This window comes from Streptomyces sp. NPDC048484 (assembly GCF_040651415.1).
Classification (GTDB): Bacteria; Actinomycetota; Actinomycetes; order Streptomycetales; family Streptomycetaceae; genus Streptomyces.
The window spans coordinates 34,507-54,698 of the sequence record NZ_JBEZJY010000042.1; the positions used below are offsets into that span (position 1 = coordinate 34,507).

Below are 20,192 nucleotides of genomic sequence, written 5' to 3' on the forward strand. Positions count from 1 at the left end.
AAGTACCGGCCCGAGACTAGCGTTTCCACTGGAAACGGCAGACCCCTTCCCCCACCAGAATCCGCTTCGCGCGTGCCTGGCGGGGAGTCGACGGGGCGGAAGTAGATCAGCAACGCCGGGTTGACCCCGCGCCCGGACCCTTGAGGCGCGCGTTTCCACTGGAAACGCAAAAAGGGCCGTGCTCACCACAGATCGTGGTGGGCACGGCCCTTCCCTTCGTCGTGCTCGTGGCCCTCGTCAGGCTGCCCAGGTCGCGGGCGCGCCATCGTCAGGGTTGGGGATGCCAGCCGCGGTCACCTCTGCGGCCGGGTGGCGCATGGTGGTGATCGGGACGGCACCGGGCTCGGTGGCCGGCGCCCACACCATGCGCCATGTCTCATCCCACTCGCACCCACAGCCGCCTTGATCAGGGTGTGGGTGTCGTAAGAACACGCCGTGGGTGTGGACGGCGCGCGGGATGCGGGGGATGAGCACCGCCGGGTCGTCGCCGGGGTACAGATGCAGGTTCCGCCAGCCATGGGTCCGGGACATGTACGCGGCTGCGGCCTCGATGGCGTCGGCCCACCGCTGGTGCCCGAGCACGAGGAACGCGACCGGGTAGAGGTGATCTTCGGTCGGGTCGTCGATCCCTGTGACGTACAGGCCGCGATGGGCGACGAAGCCGCTGTCTGCCGCGTCGTCAGCGCACGGCGTCCAGAGCTGTTCGACGGGGTGCCGGCTGCCGTCGTCGCCCTCGCTGGTCTCGATCTCGTACAGAGGCGTGGTCACGCGCTCACCCCCGCAACGGCGGCGGCCAGGAGCGCCACGGCGTCGGCCTCGTACGGGTCGACGAACAGCTGGTGGTCGCTGACGTCGAACGGTGCGTACCGCGCGGAGACGCGGAACCCGGGCACCGTGGTGGTCTCCCGGCCCTCCAGCGTGGCGGTGAGCCGGTCGTAGTCCTTCTGGGCGTGCCGGGTCTGGGTGTACGGGCCGAGGCGCAGCAGGGTGAAGCCGTCAAGGCTGTCGTCGCGTTTGCGGGCCTCGATGTAGAGGGCGTAGTGCGCCGGGTCCATGCCGATGTCGTCGGGCAGGGGCAGGCTTGCGGCGGCGTGGGTGAGCATCGCGTATCCGGGCTGCCAGACGCCGATGATCGCGGTCGTCTCGCAGCGCAGCCAGCCGCGCTCGGTGTAGCCGAGCTGGCGGCCGTGGAGGTAGGCCGCGGCGTGCGGGGTGTCGGGGTGGACCAGGGACACGGCGATCATCTCCGGGCCGTGGTCGTCGCCGGGGCGGGGGTGGGCGCGTTCCACGAAGGGCCCGATCCGTACGGCGATGTCCTGGGCGCAGCCGGGCGTCCAGGGCTGCGGGTCGCGTACGGCGGCGAGCATCGCGCGGAACTGGTCGACGACGGCCTGGTCCTCGGGGGAGATGGCGCCGGGGGCGTGGCCGCAGCGGCGGAAGCGACGGATCATCGGGCGGGCTCCTGCTCGAAGGTGGGGTGAGTGCTCGCCGGGCGCAGGTAGCGGGCGGCGGCGTTGACGAAGTCGTCGGCGGCGACCTTCGCGGCCTCGCGAGCGGCGGTCAGGTCCTCGGTGGTGGCGTACGCGTCCCGGATCGCATAGGTGAGCGTGATCATGTGGTCGGCGGCGGCGCGCACGGCCTGGTCCTCGAAGAGGACGCGCAGGGCGAACAGCGGGCGGGTGACCGCGCTGCGGGTCATGTGGCTCTCACCGCGCAGGGCCTCGATCCGGTCGGCGCCGGCGCCTTTGAGGACGGCGTCGCCGCGCCTCCACATCGTCGCGCGGTGGTCGCTGGCGGCGCAGGCGAGCGCGGTGACGGCCTCCAGGCGGTCGCGGCGGATCGCCTCTCCGTGACTGACGCGCACCTGCCGTTCGGCGGCGCGCTCCTGGAAGCGGCCGGACACGATCGCGCCCAGCAGCGTGGCGACGATCGCGAGGGCGGCGGTGATCAGGGTTGCTAACACGCAGGGTCTCCTCGGTGTGCTGGTGAGGGGCAGAACGGGGAAGCGCCGCGCCCCGGCCTTCCGGTCGGGGCGCGGCGCTTGGTGTCGCGTGGCGGTGTCTCAGGAGGCCGTGGCCGCGCGGAGGATGTCGGCGTGGTCGAACGCCAGACGCTCCGGCAGGTCGTCCAGGGGCCACCAGCGGGCGGTGCGGGCGTCGTCTCCGGCAACGAGCCGGGTGTCGGCGGGGACGACAGCGGCGTACGCGACGGTGACGTACCGGCCGCGCGGGTCGCGCTCGGGGGTGTCCCAGACGCCGATCGGGCGCAGGTTGTCGGCGGCCATCGGGACGCCGGTCTCCTCGAACAGCTCGCGGGCAGCCGCCGCTCGGCTGGTCTCGCCGGGGTCGACGTGACCACCCGGAAAAGCCCAGTGTCCTTCGTACGGCGGCCAGTCGCGCTCGATCAGCAGGACGTTGCCGTCGGGAGTCAGGGCGACCACGTCGGCGGTGTAGCGGATCGTTTCGAACGTCTCGGTCTCGGTCATGTGCGCCTCTCGGTGGGACGGGTCAGTGGGCGGTGTCGGTGACTACGAGGAACTGGTCGCTGCCGAGGTCCATCACGACGTGAGCGTCGCGGCCCTGGGCGCGCTGGGCGGCGGCGTATTCGTCGGCGGGCCACGAGCCGCGGGGGTGGCCGGCAGGGAACCGCTCCAGCACGGTGCGGGTCTGCGAGGTGGTCACGGCCATCACGCGTCACCGCCGTTCACGCGCTCGTGGATGTCGATCAGGGTGGCGATGGCGTCGGGGTTGTCCGCGAGGCCGACCCACTGCCCGCTCGCGGTGAAGACGGGGATCTGGTCGCGGTCGGCCTCGAAGATGACGCAGTAGTCGCCGTACCGGTCCATCACCGTGTCGCGCAGGACCGGGATGAGCCCGGTGTCCAGGACCTCCAGGGCGCCGATGGTGAGCCGGGCGGGCTCGCCGGGCGTCTGCGGCTGGTCCAGGGTGCCGGTGACGCGCAGCAGGTCGCCGGGCTGTATGCCGTTCAGCAGTTCGTGGGTGACGCGGGAATCTCCGCTGGTGCAGGACACGATCGTGTCGGGGGTGTCCTGCGCGGTGATCTCCGCGTCGGTGAGGTCCGCATCGACGGCGCTGATGTCGGCGGGCCGGACGATCAGGTCGAAGGTGGCGGTGCCGCGCGGGCTGGGGGCGGGTATCGCGTCGACCCAGCCGTCAACGGTGCAGTGTTTGGTGTCCATCAGCTGGCCTCCGCCAGGGTCTGAGTGGGGCGAGGGGCGCGGGGTCGGGTGGTGCGCTGCGCGAGCTCCAGGAGCTCGTAGTTGCGCTTCTGCTGGGCGGGCGTGAGGGGCCGGGCCTTCGCGCCGCCGTGGCGGTGCCAGAGCGGGGAGGCCGGCGGCTCGGGGTAGGCGAGAGCGTGGTCGACGTCGCGGTCGGTGTTGCTCATGGGGACCTCCGGGGGCGGGAGGGGTTCAGTCGTGGGTGGCGCGCTGGCTGCTCTTGGACTGGGTGTCGGAGGCGAACCTGCCGAGGCGGGCCTCAACGGGGTTCGCGGCGATCCAGTTCTCAGCGCACGCCTTGTGGACGGGCTCCCCGGAGTGGGAGCGCATCGGCGTGGGCTGGTCGCACAGCACACAGGGGTGGTCCTGCCAGCGATCGAAGTGCTGGCTGTCGCGCCATTCGAGAAGCGCGCCGGGAGGCGGGACCAGGCCCGGCTCGAACGGCGGCTTCTTCTTGCCTCGGGTGCTCACGGCCGGAAGTCGGGCAGCTGCTGGAACACCTGCGCCAGCAGATCCGGCGTCGGCTTCCAGGGACCGAGCTGCCCGCCGACGGGGACGGGCAGGGCAAGCTCCTGGACGTCGGCGAGCACCAGGTGCCACGCCTCGGGCTGCGCCCACTCGGTGCAGGGCGGGGAGCCGTCGGGATCCTGGTGGCAGTCGATGAGGCGGGCGACACCGATGACCGCACCGAGGTGCAGTTCGCGGCCGCGGATCGTGCGGGCGACCAGCGGGTCGCGCAGCACGGCGGGCTCCGGCTTCGCCATTCCGGCGTGGAGGAGGACCCAGCCTCGCCAGCTCCAGGGCTTGGGCCGGTTCTCCGGGCTCTTGCCCACGAGGATGCAGGTCGCCCAGGGCTGGCGGATGGTGATGCCGCGGATCCAGTCGCCCTTTGGCAGGGTGGCGATACTCATGCGGCTCGCCCCCACAGGGCGGTGCCCAGTCGGCCCGCGCGCCTGCCGTTGATGGACGGCACCGTGACGTGCTGCGCCGTCGCGAGGGCCGCGCGGCCGGAGTGCTTGCCGTCGTAGAGGGCGGCATCGGCGGCCCTCTGCAACACGGTCAGGTCGCGGGAGCCGACCGAGGCCGGGGCCGCGGCGCCGACCGAGGCGGCGACGTCGACGGTGCGGCCGTCGTCCAGGGTGACCGGGGTGTGCAGCATCCGGACCAGCTGCTCCAGGCGGTGCGCGCGGCGGTCGGAGGTCAGCTCCAGGACCACGGCGAACTCATCGCCCCCGAGCCTGCCGACGGACGCGCGCGGGCCCGCCCATGCAGTGAGCCGGGCGCCGATCGCGGCGAGGACCGTGTCCCCGGCCGCGTGGCCCATGCCGTCATTGATCTGCTTGAAGTGGTCGGCATCGACCATGACCACGGTTGCGTTGTCGCCGTGGCGGGCCAGGAGCCGACGGGCGCGGGCGGTGTAGGCGTCGCGGCGCAGCAGGCCCGTCAGCGGGTCCTTCTCCTTGGCGGCGATCTGCTTGTACAGGGTGACGGCGTGGACCGCCCAGCCGGTCAGCGGCACGGCGGCGGTGGTGATCAGGAGGGTGCGCGGGCCGATCCGGCCCTGAACGCGCAGGACGGAGTCCATACTGAGGATCTCCCTCTCGTCTCATACGGGTTGGGTGGGCCCGGGGCAGTCGTCGAAGCCGGTCAAGCAGAGCGGCTGTCCCGGGGCAGAGCTACATCTCGAAGGGCGTGGAGTTGAGCCAGCTGTACGGGCTCCTCCAGGGGCCGGCCTTCGCGGCGGGCCAGTCGAGCTCCCAGCCGGGCCGGTATCCGCAGGCGCACCAGCCGTCCGGGCCTCCGTGGGGAATCTCGCGTCCGGCTTCGGCGGCGGCGCGCGCCGCGTCGTAGACCTTGTGCGCGGCCTTCACGGCGGCGCCGCGGCTGTCTGCCCAGCCGGTGAAGACGTGCACGCCTTCCAGGCCGGGGGTCTCGGTGCTCCGTATAGGGACGTCGACCTCGTAGTACGGGGGTTGGGTCATGACGTCCATCTCCTCTCGTGGTCGCGGTGTGAGGGGCCACCGCGACCGCCCCGGCCCCGGCGGTGAGCCGGGGGCGGGGCAGCACGGAGGTCCGTCAGCCTCGGATCGCTTCGAGGGCCTGCTCTTCGAGGTCGGCGCGCCCGTCGGGGTCGTCGTCGCTGTTCGGGCCGTGGACGGTGCAGACGATGTCCTCGTCGTCGTCCAGGTCGCCGTTCAGCGCGCGGAACAGGCAGGTGACGCTGTAGGCGGGCACCCAGGCGTAGCCGGTGCATTCGTCGTCGTGCGGGCAGGGCACCATCACGTCGAACCCGATGTCGCCCTCGCCGTCCACGTCGGTGCGCAGGGCGAGGGTGAGGTACATCTGACCGAGGCGGATCTCCGCGACGCGGTCGCCGCCGGCGATGTTCGAGCCGTCCTTCCACCGCCACAGCGGCAGGATCTCCGGGCCGAACACCCGGCGGGGGAGCAGCAGATCACCGAGGCCGTCGCCGTTGTCCAGACCGAGGTCGGCCTGCCGCCTCTCGCTGAGTCGCTCCAGGAACGGCAGCATCTGGTAGAGGCTCTCGGAGTAGGCGACCTCGATGAAGCCTTCCGAATTGAGGCCACGCCGCTGTGAGTTGACCATGTCCTGCCGCTGCCGGATGACGACCTCTTCCGGTACGCGGCGGTTGGCCGGCCGCGCGCTCTGCCGGTCCACGCACACCATGCCGGGTGTGGCGACCATGAGCGCGATGGGGAGCATGTCGTGCCGCTTGGCGGCGGCGATCAGTGGCTCCCTGGCCGCGCGGGTGACGTTGGTTGCGTCGATGACCGTGAACAGCCGTCGGCGCATCCTCGCCTCCAGGAGCAGGTGCAGGGCGTCGACCGCGTCGCCGGTCGCGTCCTGGTCGCCCGCGTCGTCGCTGACCGTCTCGCGCAGCGCGTCCAGGGACAGGACCTGCGAGGCGGGCCAGGTGTTCGCGATGGTGGTCTTCCCGGCTCCGGAGGGGCCGATGAGGACGACCAGGCTGTTCTCGGGCATCTGCGGGTAGGTCAGCTCGGTCATGCGGATTCTCCTTGCGGATGAGGGGTGCCGGGCAGCCCGGATGAGGTACTGCCCGGCGTGGTCGGTGAGCAGGACGGCGGCTTCGCGCAGCGCCGTCAGCGGACGATCATGTGGTCGGGGTGGCCGTTCTTCATGTGGGCCACGCACTGCAGGCAGTCCTCACGCGGACCGAGCCCGGCGTGGGCCTGACGGCTGGCGTGCGCGTGGAACCAGCACTGCGTGCACTGCCCCCGGGGCGGGTTCTCCGCCTTGGCGTTCGCCATCAGCTGTCTTCCTGCGGGTGAAGGGCGCGGGCCGCCCAGATGAGGCGCTGACCGGCGTTGTCGGTGATCAGGGCGGCGGCTTCGTGGAGCGGGCAGGAGGCGTCACCGTCGCGGTCGGGCTCGATCCGCTCAGCCCGGCGGGCGGCGGCGGTGACCAGTTGCGCGAGGAACGGGATGAAGCCGCCGGGCGGGTCGGTGTCCTCGATGAGCTCGCGCAGGATCGCGGCGAGCTCCTCCTGGTCGACGTCGTCGGCGCTGAGGTCGTCCTCGATCTGCTGGAGGGCCAGGGAGGCGATGCCGACGGCGGCGCGGACGCGTTCGATGCGGGTGCGGGTCACCGGCGGGCGCCGGGGCGGGTGGTGAGCCAGACGGTGACGGCGGCGGCGCCGACGCCGATCGCGCGGTGCAGGGCGGCGTCCAGCTCCATCCACGCGCTGCCGGGCCCGGTGAGCTCCGAGGTGGCCTTGCCGTCGTCGTCGACGCGGGCGGCCTTGCAGTGCTCGATGTAGCCGGTCTTCTTGGTCTTCTTCGCCAGCCACAGCAGAGCGGCCCCGCGGTCGATCGCCGCGTGCGTTCCGGCGTTGATGGCCGCACCGGCGAGCAGCGCGGCCGGTGTGACGCGGTAGCCGAACGCTCGGGTGATGGCGACGGTCGCCCCGAGCTGTACGGCGGTGTACGAGGCGACGTGGCAGGCCACGGCACGCCTGCCGAGCTCACTGGTGGTCATGGTCGGGCGGGTGGAGTCCGGGTCTGCGGGGGAGCCGTCGGCGTGGACCAGGTCCTCGCCGTACAGCCGCTTGCGCGACGCGGTCTTGCTGCCCTGGACCCAGTGGTCACAGGCGGGGTGCAGCTCTCCGAAGGTCGCCAGCAGGGTGCCGAAGAGGGCCAGACGCTCGGTGGTGAGGGGCAGTCGGTGCATGCTGGGGTTCTCCTGATCTCGTTTGCGAGTGAAGGGAGCGGGGCGGCCGGCCTCTTTGCCGATGCTGCGGTCGACCCCGCGTGCGACCTCCGCCCCCGGCCTGCACGGCTGGGGGCGGAGTCCGTTTCAGAACGGCGGTTCGTCGACGATCGCGGGCAGCGGCAGGATCCGCAGGCGGAACTCACGCCGGTCGGACCAGCAGCCGCACGCCTCCATCTCCGGGTTCGCGCCGCCGACCCACCAGCCGCCCGCGCCCCGGCAGTCGGGGCAGGAGCGGCGGGCGACGGGCGTGAGGTGGAGGCGGTACCGGTCGGCGTACAGCTCCCAGCGGCCGGCCTCGAGGACGGCGGCGGCTGCGGCGACCGCCACGGGCACGGCGGCCGCGACCAGGACGGCGGTTCGGGCGCGCACCGTCAGGGCCGGTCGAAGGGCTGGACGGTGAAGCGGATGCCCTGCCCGGAGCTGTCGGGCTCCGCGGTGAGGAAACCGGGGTCGGCCTGCGCGATGTCGCCCAGCAGCGCCTTGATCCAGTCGGTGGGGCGCTGGAGGTCGACGCGCAGCGCGGTGAAGTCCGAGAGCCTCACCCGGTGCGGAGCGGCGCCGTAGCGGCGCGCCCACAGCCGGGAGCGGACCAGCTTCGCGGCCTCGGTGTCCTCGGGGCGGGCGGGCACGCCGCGCGGCACCGCCCGGCAGGTGGCGGCGTGGACGTTGGCGCCCTGGGCGGCCTCCGTCTCCGTCATCACGTTGCCGGTGGTGTTGCGGTCCGCGCGGTGCGTGCAGCCGAGGCAGGCGACGGCGTAGCGCGCGCTGCCTCGGTCGGCGTCGCCGGTGTAGACGAGGACGGTCGCGCCCTCCAGCGCCCGGAAGCGCTGGGAGACGAGCGTGCCCTCCGGCGTCCAGGTCTCGGGGGCCGGGGCGGTACGGGTGAACAGAGCCACGGTGACTCTCCTTCGCGGGGATCGTTGATCAGGCGGCCAGCCGGTGGGTCACCGGGGCCGTAGCGGTGAAGTAGGTGTCGGGGCTGGGCTCGTAGCCCTTGTCGCACGGGTCGCAGCGGCCCTGGGTGCGCAGCGGGAGGCAGAAGTAATACCGGCGCTTGCACTCCGGGCAGGTGGACCTCGCGGCCATCGCCCGGTCCAGCGCCCATTCCTGCGCCATCGTCGGCACACGTTTCGGCCGGGCGAGCTCCACGTCGTAGAGCCAGCCTCGCTGGGGGTGGTTGCACGACCGGTCGGGCCGGTACGCGCAGTATTTGCAGCGCAGGACCGCGACCGGACCGTGCCCGCCAGGGCTCAGGCCCCGCTCGCGCAGCTGCCTGCGGGTGACCAGGCCCTCGGGACAGGAGCGCCGGTCGAACTCCTCCAGCGTCGCGGAGCTGCGCGGCACCTTCTTGACCTCGCGGCGGCGCCCCTTCTTCCGAGGGCGCGGCATCACCGGCTCCAGGTACCGGGCAGCTTGGCGGGACGCTGCGGGTAGCGGGGGCCGGGACGCTGCGGGTAGCGGGGGCCGGGACGCTGCGGGCGGGGCCGGCCGATGCGGCGGCGCGGTCTGGGGATGAGCACGACGTGTCCTCCAACGGGTTGATGGCGGGCAGTGCTGCGCCCCGCCGGCAGAAGGTCCGCGGGCGGGGCGGGGCTGGGGTGTGGCGGGTGGCCGGGCGGCCTGTACGGTCCTCGCCCGCGCGGGGCGGGCGAGGACCAGGCAGGGCGACGGGTCAGCGCTTTTGGAGCGGGTGCACGTTGTCCGGGGTCTCTTCGGCGGGCGGGGCGGCCGGGGCCGGAAGGTGGATGTGCGGCTCGATCTGGTGACCGGCGTTGTGGATGTGGGTGAAGAACGCCGGGCGCAGGCTCAGCCCGCGCAGCGCGAGCGCGGAGGCGGCGGTCCAGGCGAGGACGGCGAGCCCGGTGGCGATGGTGCGGCCGTCGGCGGGTGCGGCACTCCACACCATGGCGATGCTGGCCGCGCCCCAGGCCGTCCAGGTGAAGCGGGCTCCGGTGCTTCCGGCGAAGCCGCCGATCAGGCCGAACAGCCCGGCGAGCTGCCAGACGGTGTAGACGGTGGATCCGCTGATCGCGAGCGAAGCGGTGTGGGCCGCGATGTACGAGCGGATCGGCTGGTCGACCACGGCGAAGACGCCGTTGGAGGTGTCGGCACCGACCTGCACGCGCGGCACGGCGGTCAGCAGCCGGTGCAGCGCGTCGGCCAGGACGTCGGTCGCGCCGTCCAGCAGCAGGATGACGAGGGAGATCCCGGCGAGTCCGATCGCTGCCTTCACCCAGTTCGCCATGGAGTGCCAGCCGAGCTCGGGAGCGCGGCGCAGGTCCTCCCACCGGTCGTGGAGGAAGCCGCCGTCATCCCAGGCGCCGTCCCACCATTCGCGGAGGGTCTCCAGCCGCGGCTCCTTCGCATCGAGCGACGCCGGGGGCGGCGGCGGGAAGTTGAGGTCCTGGCCGTTGTCGGTCGGCTGCTCCTGGCGCTGGCCGGGGATGTGCGGGGTGCGGTCGTTGTGGTCGGTCACGGTCGGCTTCTCCTTCGAGGCGGTGACGCTGCGTACGGGATGGGAATGGCTCTGTTGCCGGGGCCTTGGGTGCGACAGGCTTGGGCGAGGCCAGGGAGCAGCAAGGGGGCGCGATGTCAGTCGAGTTCGATTCGGTGATCGCCGACGGGGTGATCTATCCGGCGTTCACGGACGACGACGGCATGCTGTGGATCGACGACGAAGACGACTACGAGGTGGTCGTCGACCACGCGGTCGTCGACGGCGTGATCTATGAGGCGGAGGTCGATGAGGACGGCCGCCTGCTGATCTATCTGGACGACGACTGATCGCGTCGGCTGCTCCGGGCGGCCTGCGCCGTACTCGACTCCCGGCCGTGCGGGCGGGGTTCGAGTACGACGCAGGGTGCCCGGTGCTCAGCGGACGTCGTTGCGGGTGCAGGCGAAGAACATGCCGCGCGTGGTGGTGTTGTTGTTGATCTCGGTCCGCATGGTGACCGGGGCCTCGTAGACGTTCGTGGTGACGGCGGAGCGGGCACGGCTGATCGCACCGCCGATCGCGGTGGCGGCCATGGCGAGGCCGGCGAACGGCAGGGTGACCATCAGGACGCCGGTCAGCGTGACCGAGGCGAGGCCCTGCAGGACCAGCCAGGCGCCGCAGCCGATGCCGGTGACTCCGGCTCCGACGCCGATGGAGGCGACAGCGATCCCGGCCGCCCAGGCGGGCACGATCCGCCGGTCGTCCTGATGGACGGGCGGGGCGCTGCCGTAGGCGGGCACGGGGGTGTCGTCGCGGAACGACGTGGGGAAGTGGCGTACCGGCTGCTCGGGCCGGAATTCGGCCTCGAGGATTCGCTTGGCTTCGACGGCGGCCTCGGAGTCGGACATCGGGCGGCCGGTGGTGGGGTGGAAGTCCATAGTGTTCTCCGTTCGGGACGGGTGCGCCCTCCCGGCCGTGGTGGCGGGGAGGGCGCGAAGGGCGGGGGAGCGGGGGAGGAGCCGGGGTTATCCGAAGCTGCTGATCCAGCCGGTGACGCTGCTGATCCCGCTGGTGATGGCGGGGGCGATGCCGGTGGAGGCGAGGGTGAAGCCGAACAGGGCGGCGGCGAACGCGGGCCACAGCCGCAGGTAGCCGGTGCGCAGCAGGACCAGCACGATGATTCCGGCGAAGACGACCAGGGAAACGGTCAGCGCCACGGCGGGGAACTCCTTCGGGAAGGCCGGCGGCCGGGCGGGGCGCGAGGCCCGGCCCGGCCGGAGGGCGAGGGGGTTACTTCTTGAGGGTGGTCAGGGTGTTGCGGACGCTGCCGAGCTGGACCGTGCGGCCGCCGTCCTCGTTGACGAGCTCCAGGACCTGGAGCGCGTCCAGCGGGTCGTCGTGCGCGTCCAGGACGGCCTGGACGCGGTCGCGCAGCGTGCGGGCGCGGGGCTTGGTCGCCGCGGCCGGAACGGGGGAGGCGGCCCGGGTGCCGGCGGAGCCGCCGGAACCCTTCTTCTTCTTGCCCCCGCCCCCGCCGCCGCCTTCGCCGTCCTCGTCTTCCTCGGGCTCGGGGAACACGGCCCGGTACGCCTCCATGCCGTCCAGGCGCTGGCTGTAGGCGTCGCCGATGAGGTCCCAGGCGTCCTGCTCGATCTCCGCCGGTGCGCCGGGGCCGTAGAGCTCCAGAATCTCCGGGTCCAGGCCCTCGGTGGGCATGTCGGAGCCGATGTTCCAGAACCGCATCTTGCTGGAGGGGTAGCGGCCGTTGACGTTGTACGCGGTGCCCTGGGTGCCGGGCAGGTCGTCGTCTTCGTGGTCCTCGTCGAACTGGCTGATGAGGTCGACTTCGCCCGCGTACTTGGGGATCGGGGCGAGGACCTGGCCGGTGGGCAGCAGGCCGTCGGTCACCAACTGCTTCATCATCGAGCTGGTCCAGCGCAGCAGGACGACTTCGCCTTCCTTCAACATCGCGCGCAGCGTGTCGCTGCCGCCCATCTCCTCGAGGTGGCCAGCCTGCGCGAACAGGCCGATGCCGATACCCAGGGAGCGGCCGGTGCGGCCGATGTCCTTGATGTAGAAGGTCGCTTCGTCGCGGTAGGGCGCGCCCTTCTCCAACAAGCGGTTGGCCTCGTCCACGATCTGGTAGATCAGCGGGTCGGGGCGGCCGATGAGGAACTTGGAGCGGCCCATCCTGGAGTAGCGGTCCTGGCGGTCCATCATGGTCAGCCACGTCGTGCGCAGCTGCGCCATCGTGCCTTCCTGGGTGGTGACCCGCCAGGCGACATTGCCGTCCGAGCCGGGCCCGGTCTGCCCGAATGCCTCGGGTGCGGACTGGCCGCCCTTGAGGTCGGCGTACAGCACCGCGATCCCGGACCGCTTCATCGCGGCGAGGATGATCTGCCCGGCCGTGGACTTGCCCGCGCCGGTGGTGCCGAACAGCAGCAGACGCTGCGCGGAGCCGGACTTGGGGTCGTACAGGCGCAGCAGGGAGGGGCGGCCGTTGTGGTAGCGGCCGATGTAGATGCGGCCCTTGGAGTCCATGAGCAGCATCTGCGGGTCGGCCAGGATGACCTGGGCGAGCGGGTCGTCCGGGTAGATGGTGACCAGGGCCTTGGACGTGCCGTTGGTCTCCACCGCGAGCCGGTTGACGTCCTTGATGCCGAGCGCGTCGGCCAGGCGCATCGGGTGGTAGCTGATGATGTCGCCGGGCGGCGCTTCCACCGTCAGCTCGAAGATCCTGCTCATGCGGGGAGCTCCTTGGGGTCCTCGTCGGGGATGTCGACGGTGCGGATCGCGGTGATGACCGTGCCGGGCATGCCCTTGGGGGCGATGAGCTTCTCCCAGGCGGTGTAGAGGTCCAGGGCCTGCTCCGGGGCCTGGCCGACGGTGAGCTGGCGGACCCCCGCGCCCTGGCGGGGCACGGGCGTGATGGCGATGTCGTCCTCGGGCCAGTTGATGGCCGCGGACAGCTCCAGCAGGTCGATCTTGGGGACCGGCTTGCCGGGAAGGGTGGAGCGGATGACGGCACTCATCGAGTCGTCACCGGTCCGTTCGATCTGCTCCAGCACGGTGTTCGGGGCTGCGCCGTCCTCGATGGCGACGTTGGCCGCCCAGAAGGCGGCCATCGGGTGCTGGGGCCCGGCCTGGACGGTGTCCTGGACCAGGAGCTCCTTCGTCTGCTCGATGGCCTGCGGGGTCAGCGACTTCTCGCGGCCGACCAGGACGCGGGCCATGCGGGCCGGGCGCACGTACAGCACGACGGCGCTCCAGCCGGCGTCTGCGAGCAGCTGCCAGTACCAGTCGATGCCGGGCACGATGCGCTGCGCGGTGAGCAGCGCGGCCATCGACACCGAGGGGGCCAGGTAGAGGCCCATGGCGGTGTTGCCGACCGCGTCGCGCGGCAGGGTCATCGACCACAGGGCGCCCCATCCGGCGCAGCCGAGTGCGGCCAGGACGGAGGGACCGTAGAAGTCGTGGGTGAAGGCGCCGGTGGCGAGCGCGCCGGTGCCGGCCACGGTGGCGACGCGGCCGAAGGCGTTGCGGGCGAGGGCGAAGCGGCCGCGCAGGGGTCCGAGGCGGATCATCGGTGGGCTCTCCTTCAAGGGCATGGGGAAGGGCGGCGAACCCGTGGTGGGGTTCGCCGCCCTTGGTGCGGGGTGGGGTGGGTCAGCGGTTGCTGTAGAAGGTGCGGTCGGCCATCTCGATGCCGTCGGGCATGTTGTTCGCGGCGTCCGCGACCGCGCCGTAGTCGGCGATGTGGCCGTCGGCGGTCTCGTGGAAGAGCGAGGACATCTCCTCGCACTCCACGGCCATGGCTTCGGCTTCGTCCTTGCAGTCCCGCATCACGGTCGCCGCCTCGCGGTGCTCGTTGACGGTGGACTGGTCGACGGCCTTTGACGCGGCGAGGTCGGCGAGCCGGTCGACGGAACTCGCGCAGTCCTCCACGTACTTGAACGTGGAGCGGACCTGGTTGGACAGGCCCATCATGGTGGCGCTGGCGGCGGTCAGCTGCGCGACGACGATGCCGAAGCGGACCGCGCCGACGATGACGGAGCCCGTCTTGGCGAGGGCTCCGCCGATCACGGGAACGAGATCAGACACGTGGGTTTCTCCTATTCGACGTGGTAGTCGCGCTCAGCGGGTGCGGCGTGGCCGTGATCGCGGGTGATGTCGGCGAGCGGCTTGTGGCGGCGCTCCGCGTTCTCACCGGCGGTGCGGATGGCCTCGGAGGCGGCGGGGAGCTTCTCCGCCAGGGCCTCCGCTTTCGCCTTCACGCTGACGGCCTTCTCCGCGAGGATCAGGACCCAGCCCTCCAGGACGCCAGGCACCTTGAGGTCGACGATCTTCTGGTGGAGGGCCTCCAGCTTCGTCATCATCTTTTCGCAGCCCTCAGCCGCGGCGTTGGCCTCGTCGACGCCCGCCATGATCTCTTCCGCCATGTCGGCGTCGGAGTCGATGACGTCGTAGATCGTCAGGTCGCTGTCCGCGTACTGGGTGCTGGGTGCTCGCGTCGGGACGGGCACGGTCACTCCGGTTCCTCCTGTTCGTGATGCGGGGATGGCCCCGGCCGGGACGCCTGCCGCGCGGCGGTTCTCCTTGCGGCGGGCGGTCCAGCCCTCACCGCCGACCTGGTCGACGGTGATCGTCGCTCCCTGCGCGTAGCCCCAGCCCGGGGGCGGGCCGAAGCCCCCGCCCGGTGCTGCGCCCGGCCCCGGCGTGGTGCCGGAGCTGGTGGAGCTGGGCGGGTCGGGCTCGGAGCGTCCGGAGCGGCGGGAGCTCGCCCGCTCCCACCAGCCGCGGCGGGTGCGGGACTTGTCGGCCTTCGGCTTCGGGCCGGTACTGGTCGGCCCGGTCGACTTCGGGCCGGTCGTGCCCGTGCCGCCGGTGGCGGCCGGGCCGGAGCCGGGCTTGCGCGGCCTCTTGGTGAGCCGGACCTTCTTGCGCAGGTTCACCTTCGGGGCCGTCCCACCGGGGCCGGCGGTGCCGCCCGAGCCGGGCTTCGGCTTCTTCGTGAGGCTGACCTTCGGTGTCGCCGCCGTGCCGCCCGCGCCGGGAGTGCCGGTCTTGGGCTTCTTGGTCAGGTCCACCTTCGGGCTCGCCGGGGCCGCTGCGGCGGCCGGATCGGGCTTGGGCTTCTTGCCGTTGAGGATCCGGCCGACAGCGCGGTGGCGCAGCGCGCCGCGGATCGTCGTCGGTGTCGCCGACGCCCCCGGACCGCTGGTGCCGGTCTTGGGCTTCTTGGTCAAGTCCACCTTCGGCGGCGTCGCCGGATCAGGCTTGGCCTTCTTGCCGTTGAGGATCCGCCCGACCGTCCGGTGCCGCAGCGCGCCCCGGATCGTCGCCGGCGTCGCCGACGACCCCGAGCCCTTCTTGGTGAGGTCGACCGGCTTGCGGCCGGTCGGCGTCCAGGCGCCGGTGGTAATGCGGTCGGCGACCCGGGCCCGCGCCGCGTCCCGGACCCGGGGGCCGCGGTCCGGCTTGGTCGTGCCGGTCGTCCCCTTGCCGCCCGCGCCGGACGTTCCGGTCGTCGGGGTCTTGGGCTTGGGGCCGTTGCGGACCCGGTCGGCGGCACGGTCGCGGACGGCGTCCCGGACTCCCGGGGTGCGCGTGTTCGTCGGCGTCGGCGTCTTCGGCTTGGGGCCGTTGCGGACCCGGTCCGCCGCACGGTCACGAACAGCCCCGGAGAGGCCCCCGGAACCGTTCTTCGTGCCGGTTGTCGGGGCCTTTCCACCCCCGGAACCGCCCTTTCCACCGCCCTTTCCCCCGGAGGTCTCCAGGGCGTTCCTGCGACCTCCGCCGCCGCCTCCCCGGCCTCCGCTGCCCAGCGTGGGCGTACGGCCGCCAGAGCCGCCGCCAGGCGTCTTGCTGGGCGCCTTGCCTCCGGAGCCGCCCGGCGTCTTGGAGCCGCCGGAGGACCGGAACGTGCTGGGCGGTGAATTCTTTCCCGAATTCGTCCGGCCGCCACCCCCGCCCGATGTGCGGGTGCCGCGCCCGAATTCCGGACCGGACTGCAACCGGCCTTTCTGCCGGGCCGATTCCACCCCGACAGAGGCTTTATCGGCCGCCGCCCGCTGCTGATCCGCAATTGCCCGATGGTGTTCATGACGGGCCCTCAAATAGGCCGCCGCATTCCATGCACCGCGCATTGCGGCGACGGTAATACCGGCCATCATCACCACCGACATGGCGGCGACTCCCGACCCTTGCGGACTGTCCGGCATTCCGGGGTCCGCGTTCACGGTCGTCGTATTTCCGCTGCCGACTCCGGGATTACCCGCGACCAGCAGCGAGGGCGGCGGCGCGAGAGCGGGGAGGGCGGGCAGTGTGGGGGCGGCGGCCCCGGGCGGCGGCGCGGTGCTGCCCACCGGCCCGGGGATCGTCAGCCCGCCGGGGAAGCCGTAGACGGTTCCCCCGGCGTCGTCGTCGGCCATCGGCCGTCTCCTTCGATCAGTCACCCAGCGTGACAACCCGGGGGCCCTCACGCGCGCGTATAGGCGCGCATGATGGGCCCCCCGGATTCACGGAGTGAGGCGGTGATGATGAGTGATGATGAGCGCGGAGCGTTACGGCGAAGGCTGCTGGCCCTGCCGCCTGGTCGTCCAGCCCTGGAGCAGCACGACCAGGTCGGCCCAGGCCGCGTCGTCGGTGCCGGCCAGGATGCGGGACAGGTCCCACAGCGCGGTCGCCCGCGCCTTGTTCGTCTCGGTCTCCGCCAGGCGCTTGTTCCATCGCGCCGTCTGGCCCTTCGAGAGCTGCACGGCCACTTATCAGGCCCTCTTTTCCAGGAAGTCCAGGAAGGTGTGATCGCCACCGTCCGTGCCGGTCTTCTTCGCGACCGTCTTCCCGTCGCCGGTCGGCTCGGTCAGGGCGTTCGAGAGGCCGTTGAGCTGCCCGGCGGTGCTGACCGCGCGGGCGTTGTTCAGGCCCTTCTTCCTGGCCTTCTCCAGCTCCTTCTTCTCCGCGTTCGCCTCACGCTTCTTCGGCAGCTCGACAAACCGCTTCTGGAATTCCGCATCGAGCTTTCCGGCGTGATTCACGGCGTCCCGCAGGTCGCTTTCGAGCTTCGCCAGCGGGCGCGATGCCAGATAGGCGCGGATACGGGCCGCGAAGGGCTTGTCGCCCTCGATCTCGATGTTCTCCAGGTCGGCCCGGTACTCGTTGAGCAGCGCCCTCACCTCGTCGGCCATCTGCCGCAGCCGCTCGCGCTGCTGGGCGCCGTACAGGGCCGTGCCGCCGGGCTTCATCAGGTGGTCCGAGGTCCACCGGCTGTTGTTCTCGGTCATGGGGAAGACCTCCAGGTCTCGGGGGGTGGGAGGGGTGGATGGGGTTCGTGGTCCGTGTCCCCGAGGCGTGCGTGCGGGGCCGGGATCGTGCTCGGTACGAGGCGGCTCGCCCGCGTCCCGCTCGGGGCGGGGTGCGGGCGAGCGGCCTGCCGGCCGTGGCCGTCACCGGTCCGCGCTCGGTGTGTGAGCGCGGGCCGGTGGCGACCATGAGCGGCAGGAGTTCTGCCAGGGCGTGAGCGCATCGGCGCTCACTGGGCGAGCGCGACGCGCTCACCGGGCGCTCACCTACGCGCTCGGGGTGGCCTCTTCGACCTGAGCGCGCAGGCGCTGGGCGGTCGGGCGGGAGACCGGGGTGTCGGACAGGCCCGCGTCGGTGAGCGCGTCGCGGATCTCCGTCCACTCGGGACGGCGCCCGAGCTCGGTGTAGAGGAGACGGATGCGAGCGTGGCGGCGCTCGGTCAGCGCGTCACTCTCCCTGCGCGAAAGAGCGCCCTCCGCTCGGTGAGCGTCGTCATCCTCCGTGGCGCGCTCACCCTCGTGAGCGCCGGAGGTGAGCGCCGGGCGCTCACGCTCACCGCGAACCTCGCCCGAGGTGAGCGCGCTCATGTCCGGGTGAGCGTGCTCGTTCTCCTCCACCCGTTCGACCGTGAGCGCGTCTTCGGGGGTGAGCGTGTCGGCGAGCGCGGCGGGCGCGCTGCCGAGCTTGAGCGCCATCCGCTGCTCCAGCGGAGCCTTGCTCCGCCACCGCCACCCGTACTCCTCCTTGAGCTGCGCTCGCAGGTACGTCTGCTCCTGGAGGCGGGTGAGCGCCTCCTCATAGGAGGTGATCTCCCACAGGATCATCCGGCGGCGAAGGCGAGCGGTCGGGATCGGAGCGAGGATCCAGCGCGAGCGCCGCACCGTCTCCATCCGCTTCTTGCCGGTGACCGCGCCGATCCGCGTGCCGTACACGTGCGAGGCGATCTCGGAGAAGATCACCCACAGCAGCGTGAGGGCGGCGTGCCCGAGACGGCCGCCGGCGGTGGACGACGCCTGCCAGTTCAGGTAGACCGTCACCGCCGTCAGCGCCCGGGGCACCCACCGGATCCAGCGGAGCTCCATGCCCATCCGGATCAGGATCAGGCTGGCGCCGGTGAACGCCGGGATCGCGACGTCGATACCGACGGGCAGCAGCCACGGCCAGTCCCAGCCCCAGGAGGCGGCCTTGGTCTCCAACGCGGTGTAGGAGGAGAGCAGCCCGAGGGTGGAGACGGTCGCAGCCGCCAGGACGATCGCCACGACCAGCACCAGCTCCTGCCCGGACAGCGGCGGGACACCCCCGGCGGGCCGGGCGTCGTTGCGAGCCTTGCGCCGTGCGGCGCGCGACTCGGTCCGGATCTCCCGGCGCCTCGCCCGCTGCACGGTGCGCTGCGTCGCCGCCTCGAGGACCCGGTCCGCTTCGGCACGGTCCTGGGCGGCGGCGGCCTGGTCGGCCGTGGCCTTCGCCGCTGCCTCCCGGGCCGTCTTCGCGTCTGTCTCGGCCTGCTCGCGCAGCCGGGCGACGTCCTTGTCGGCGGCGGTCCGCAGCTCCTCAGCGGAGGTGCGGGCGTCGGCCAGGGCGCGGTCGGCGTCGGCACGAAGGCCGGCGGCCACCTTCTCGGCTCCGGCCCTCACCTGCACGGCCTGGCCGTCCGCGCTCTCGCGCATCCGGTCGGCCTCGCCCCGCGCCCGCACCAGCACCTGTTCGGCGTCGGTGGTGGCGCGGGTGCGGGTCTCAGCCGCGGTGCGCTCGGCACCGGCCAGCAGTTCGGTGCGGGCGGTCTCCGCGTCGGCGAGTGCCTTCGCGGCCTCGGTGCGGACCTGCTCCGCCTGCGCGGCCGCCGTAGTGGTGACCTCCTGCGCCCGGCGGTTGGCGTCGGCGAGCAGCTGCTCGGCAGCCGCGTTGGCGTCGGCGAGGATCTGGTCGGCCTTGCCGGTCGCCGTCGTCGTGACAGTGTCGGCGTCGCGGCGCGCGTCGGCGAGCAGCTGCTCCGCCGTCGCTTCGGCGGCGGCGCGGACCTGGTCGGCGTCGGCGGCCGCGGTGCTGGCGGCCTCCGTGCGGACCTGGTCGGCGTCCGTCGCGGCGGCGGCCAGGAGGCGGGACTGCTCCGCGGTGGCGGCCTCGGTGATCGAGGCCGCCTCGGTGCGGGCGCCGTCCAGCAGCTCGGTGGCGCGCACCTTGCCGTCGGCGAGGATCCGCGCGACGTCGTCGGCGGCCTGGTCCCGGAGGTCGGCGGCGCGGTCGGCGGCGTCGGCCGGGACCGGGTCGGCCTCCGGGTACACCAGCGGCACGCTCTCCTCTTCCTCGGGGGCGGCGGCCTGGGCGGGGATGGAGGCCGGCGGCGGCGTCGCCTTGGCGCGCCCGTTGCGGGGCTTCGTGTTCGCCGCGGGCTGGCGCCGGCGGCGGGTGGCGGGCTTGGTGGCCACGGGGTTCCTCTCTTCCGGGCGCCTCCGTGCAGAGGGCACCGTGGATCTACGGCGGTGGGTAGGGTCGTGACCAGGCCCTCCGGGACCCCGGCAGCTCTAATGCCGGGGGCCCGGAGGGCCGTTGTGCTGGGTGGTCAGCGCCGGGCGGGCAGCGCGGCGGCGTCCTGTACGAGGTGCTGGCGCAGCCAGGCGACGGCGGCCGGGGTCATCGCCCCGGTGTCCGGCTCGTTCAGCGGCGCGGTGTCGATGTCGTGCATCGCGTCCGTCGCCGGGAGGGGCCGCATGTAGTCGGGGTCGATTCCGGCGCGGTAGCTGAGGCTGCCCAGCTCGGTCAGGTCGTAGAGGACCTTGCCGGTGTCGACGTGCCGCCAGGAGCGTTCCACCCGGCCGACGAAGGTGTGACCGGGCTTGCCGAGCCAGAACCGTTCGACGTTGCGGAACAGGACGATGTCGCCCTTGATGTAGGTGGTTTTCGGCTGGACGGCCTGCATCTGCTGCTGTGCCACGGGCTCTCCTCATATCGCGTGCACCGGCGCGGCGC

At 72.4% G+C, this 20,192-nt stretch carries 31 protein-coding genes; 1 reads left to right on the plus strand and 30 read right to left on the minus strand.

All coding sequences use genetic code 11. The features are described from left to right. Positions 1-237: 237 nt before the first annotated feature. The 20 genes from AB0D14_RS33945 to AB0D14_RS34040 all read right to left on the minus strand — a co-directional run bounded on the left by AB0D14_RS33945 (position 238) and on the right by AB0D14_RS34040 (position 9,965). Positions 238-768: a hypothetical protein gene (locus AB0D14_RS33945; RefSeq protein WP_362786776.1), complete on the minus strand. Its 531-nt coding sequence runs from the start codon at positions 766-768 to the stop codon at positions 238-240. Beyond that, positions 765-1,451 carry a hypothetical protein gene (locus tag AB0D14_RS33950; protein ID WP_362786778.1) on the minus strand — a complete coding sequence of 229 codons (687 nt, stop codon included), beginning with the start codon at positions 1,449-1,451 and terminating at the stop codon, positions 765-767. Before AB0D14_RS33950 ends, AB0D14_RS33945 begins: the two co-directional genes overlap by 4 nt. Further along, positions 1,448-1,963, minus strand: coding sequence for a hypothetical protein (locus tag AB0D14_RS33955; RefSeq protein WP_362786780.1), 516 nt, complete (start codon positions 1,961-1,963; stop codon positions 1,448-1,450). The genes AB0D14_RS33950 and AB0D14_RS33955 overlap by 4 nt, the downstream gene beginning before the upstream one ends. 99 nt (positions 1,964-2,062) lie before the next feature. Beyond that, positions 2,063-2,485, minus strand: a complete 423-nt coding sequence (locus AB0D14_RS33960) for an NUDIX hydrolase (protein ID WP_362786782.1) — start codon at positions 2,483-2,485, stop codon at positions 2,063-2,065. A 22-nt stretch (positions 2,486-2,507) separates the two neighbouring features. Then, positions 2,508-2,687, minus strand: coding sequence for a hypothetical protein (locus AB0D14_RS33965; RefSeq protein ID WP_362786784.1), 180 nt, complete (start codon positions 2,685-2,687; stop codon positions 2,508-2,510). Beyond that, positions 2,687-3,199, minus strand: coding sequence for a hypothetical protein (locus AB0D14_RS33970; protein ID WP_362786786.1), 513 nt, complete (start codon positions 3,197-3,199; stop codon positions 2,687-2,689). Before AB0D14_RS33970 ends, AB0D14_RS33965 begins: the two co-directional genes overlap by 1 nt. After that, on the minus strand, positions 3,199-3,405 hold the full coding sequence (locus AB0D14_RS33975) for a hypothetical protein (protein ID WP_362786787.1): 207 nt from the start codon (positions 3,403-3,405) through the stop codon (positions 3,199-3,201). The genes AB0D14_RS33970 and AB0D14_RS33975 overlap by 1 nt, the downstream gene beginning before the upstream one ends. A gap of 25 nt (positions 3,406-3,430) precedes the next feature. Next, positions 3,431-3,709, minus strand: coding sequence for a hypothetical protein (locus AB0D14_RS33980; RefSeq protein WP_362786788.1), 279 nt, complete (start codon positions 3,707-3,709; stop codon positions 3,431-3,433). Further along, the gene (locus AB0D14_RS33985; RefSeq protein ID WP_362786789.1) at positions 3,706-4,149 is read right to left on the minus strand and encodes a hypothetical protein; all 444 of its coding nucleotides are present in this window, start codon (positions 4,147-4,149) and stop codon (positions 3,706-3,708) included. Before AB0D14_RS33985 ends, AB0D14_RS33980 begins: the two co-directional genes overlap by 4 nt. Then, positions 4,146-4,823: a GGDEF domain-containing protein gene (locus AB0D14_RS33990; protein ID WP_362786791.1), complete on the minus strand. Its 678-nt coding sequence runs from the start codon at positions 4,821-4,823 to the stop codon at positions 4,146-4,148. Before AB0D14_RS33990 ends, AB0D14_RS33985 begins: the two co-directional genes overlap by 4 nt. Positions 4,824-4,914: 91 nt before the next feature. Further along, a complete protein-coding gene (locus tag AB0D14_RS33995; RefSeq protein ID WP_362786792.1) occupies positions 4,915-5,229 on the minus strand; it encodes a hypothetical protein in 315 nt (104 codons plus the stop codon). 85 nt (positions 5,230-5,314) lie between these two features. Further along, a complete protein-coding gene (locus tag AB0D14_RS34000) occupies positions 5,315-6,265 on the minus strand; it encodes an ATP-binding protein (RefSeq protein WP_362786794.1) in 951 nt (316 codons plus the stop codon). A 95-nt stretch (positions 6,266-6,360) separates the two neighbouring features. Continuing rightward, positions 6,361-6,528 carry a pRL2-8 gene (locus AB0D14_RS34005; RefSeq protein ID WP_362786796.1) on the minus strand — a complete coding sequence of 56 codons (168 nt, stop codon included), beginning with the start codon at positions 6,526-6,528 and terminating at the stop codon, positions 6,361-6,363. Beyond that, positions 6,528-6,866 (minus strand): hypothetical protein, encoded by a 339-nt coding sequence (locus tag AB0D14_RS34010; RefSeq protein ID WP_362786798.1) that lies wholly within the window; start codon positions 6,864-6,866, stop codon positions 6,528-6,530. Before AB0D14_RS34010 ends, AB0D14_RS34005 begins: the two co-directional genes overlap by 1 nt. After that, positions 6,863-7,447 (minus strand): hypothetical protein, encoded by a 585-nt coding sequence (locus tag AB0D14_RS34015; protein WP_362786800.1) that lies wholly within the window; start codon positions 7,445-7,447, stop codon positions 6,863-6,865. The genes AB0D14_RS34010 and AB0D14_RS34015 overlap by 4 nt, the downstream gene beginning before the upstream one ends. Positions 7,448-7,573: 126 nt before the next feature. After that, positions 7,574-7,858, minus strand: coding sequence for a hypothetical protein (locus AB0D14_RS34020; RefSeq protein ID WP_362786802.1), 285 nt, complete (start codon positions 7,856-7,858; stop codon positions 7,574-7,576). Positions 7,859-7,860: 2 nt separating this feature from the next. After that, positions 7,861-8,385: a hypothetical protein gene (locus tag AB0D14_RS34025; RefSeq protein WP_362786804.1), complete on the minus strand. Its 525-nt coding sequence runs from the start codon at positions 8,383-8,385 to the stop codon at positions 7,861-7,863. Positions 8,386-8,413: 28 nt separating this feature from the next. Continuing rightward, the gene (locus tag AB0D14_RS34030) at positions 8,414-8,878 is read right to left on the minus strand and encodes an RRQRL motif-containing zinc-binding protein (protein ID WP_362786806.1); all 465 of its coding nucleotides are present in this window, start codon (positions 8,876-8,878) and stop codon (positions 8,414-8,416) included. After that, on the minus strand, positions 8,878-9,009 hold the full coding sequence (locus AB0D14_RS34035) for a hypothetical protein (RefSeq protein WP_362786808.1): 132 nt from the start codon (positions 9,007-9,009) through the stop codon (positions 8,878-8,880). Before AB0D14_RS34035 ends, AB0D14_RS34030 begins: the two co-directional genes overlap by 1 nt. 152 nt (positions 9,010-9,161) lie before the next feature. Next, positions 9,162-9,965, minus strand: coding sequence for a hypothetical protein (locus tag AB0D14_RS34040; protein ID WP_362786810.1), 804 nt, complete (start codon positions 9,963-9,965; stop codon positions 9,162-9,164). 113 nt (positions 9,966-10,078) lie between these two features. Between AB0D14_RS34040 and AB0D14_RS34045 the strand changes: the two genes are divergently transcribed. Beyond that, the gene (locus tag AB0D14_RS34045; RefSeq protein WP_362786812.1) at positions 10,079-10,273 is read left to right on the plus strand and encodes a hypothetical protein; all 195 of its coding nucleotides are present in this window, start codon (positions 10,079-10,081) and stop codon (positions 10,271-10,273) included. Between the two features lie 87 nt (positions 10,274-10,360). On the opposite strand, the gene AB0D14_RS34050 is transcribed toward AB0D14_RS34045, so the two are convergent. The 10 genes from AB0D14_RS34050 to AB0D14_RS34095 all read right to left on the minus strand — a co-directional run bounded on the left by AB0D14_RS34050 (position 10,361) and on the right by AB0D14_RS34095 (position 20,157). Then, positions 10,361-10,861 (minus strand): hypothetical protein, encoded by a 501-nt coding sequence (locus AB0D14_RS34050; protein ID WP_362786814.1) that lies wholly within the window; start codon positions 10,859-10,861, stop codon positions 10,361-10,363. An 87-nt stretch (positions 10,862-10,948) separates the two neighbouring features. Continuing rightward, positions 10,949-11,140: a hypothetical protein gene (locus tag AB0D14_RS34055; protein ID WP_355982209.1), complete on the minus strand. Its 192-nt coding sequence runs from the start codon at positions 11,138-11,140 to the stop codon at positions 10,949-10,951. 73 nt (positions 11,141-11,213) lie between these two features. Next, positions 11,214-12,668 carry a transfer protein gene (locus AB0D14_RS34060; RefSeq protein WP_362786816.1) on the minus strand — a complete coding sequence of 485 codons (1,455 nt, stop codon included), beginning with the start codon at positions 12,666-12,668 and terminating at the stop codon, positions 11,214-11,216. After that, positions 12,665-13,507, minus strand: a complete 843-nt coding sequence (locus AB0D14_RS34065) for a hypothetical protein (protein WP_362786818.1) — start codon at positions 13,505-13,507, stop codon at positions 12,665-12,667. Before AB0D14_RS34065 ends, AB0D14_RS34060 begins: the two co-directional genes overlap by 4 nt. 82 nt (positions 13,508-13,589) lie before the next feature. Next, positions 13,590-14,024: a hypothetical protein gene (locus AB0D14_RS34070; RefSeq protein ID WP_362786820.1), complete on the minus strand. Its 435-nt coding sequence runs from the start codon at positions 14,022-14,024 to the stop codon at positions 13,590-13,592. An 11-nt stretch (positions 14,025-14,035) separates the two neighbouring features. Continuing rightward, positions 14,036-16,354 carry a hypothetical protein gene (locus AB0D14_RS34075; RefSeq protein WP_362786821.1) on the minus strand — a complete coding sequence of 773 codons (2,319 nt, stop codon included), beginning with the start codon at positions 16,352-16,354 and terminating at the stop codon, positions 14,036-14,038. A gap of 132 nt (positions 16,355-16,486) precedes the next feature. Next, entirely contained in the window at positions 16,487-16,687 is a 201-nt protein-coding gene (locus AB0D14_RS34080; protein ID WP_355982218.1) for a hypothetical protein, read from the minus strand. A 3-nt stretch (positions 16,688-16,690) separates the two neighbouring features. Beyond that, positions 16,691-17,206: a hypothetical protein gene (locus AB0D14_RS34085; RefSeq protein WP_362786823.1), complete on the minus strand. Its 516-nt coding sequence runs from the start codon at positions 17,204-17,206 to the stop codon at positions 16,691-16,693. Between the two features lie 285 nt (positions 17,207-17,491). Further along, positions 17,492-19,651: a DUF2637 domain-containing protein gene (locus tag AB0D14_RS34090; RefSeq protein ID WP_362786825.1), complete on the minus strand. Its 2,160-nt coding sequence runs from the start codon at positions 19,649-19,651 to the stop codon at positions 17,492-17,494. A 134-nt stretch (positions 19,652-19,785) separates the two neighbouring features. Then, on the minus strand, positions 19,786-20,157 hold the full coding sequence (locus AB0D14_RS34095) for a hypothetical protein (protein ID WP_362786827.1): 372 nt from the start codon (positions 20,155-20,157) through the stop codon (positions 19,786-19,788). Between the last annotated feature and the right edge of the window lie 35 nt (positions 20,158-20,192).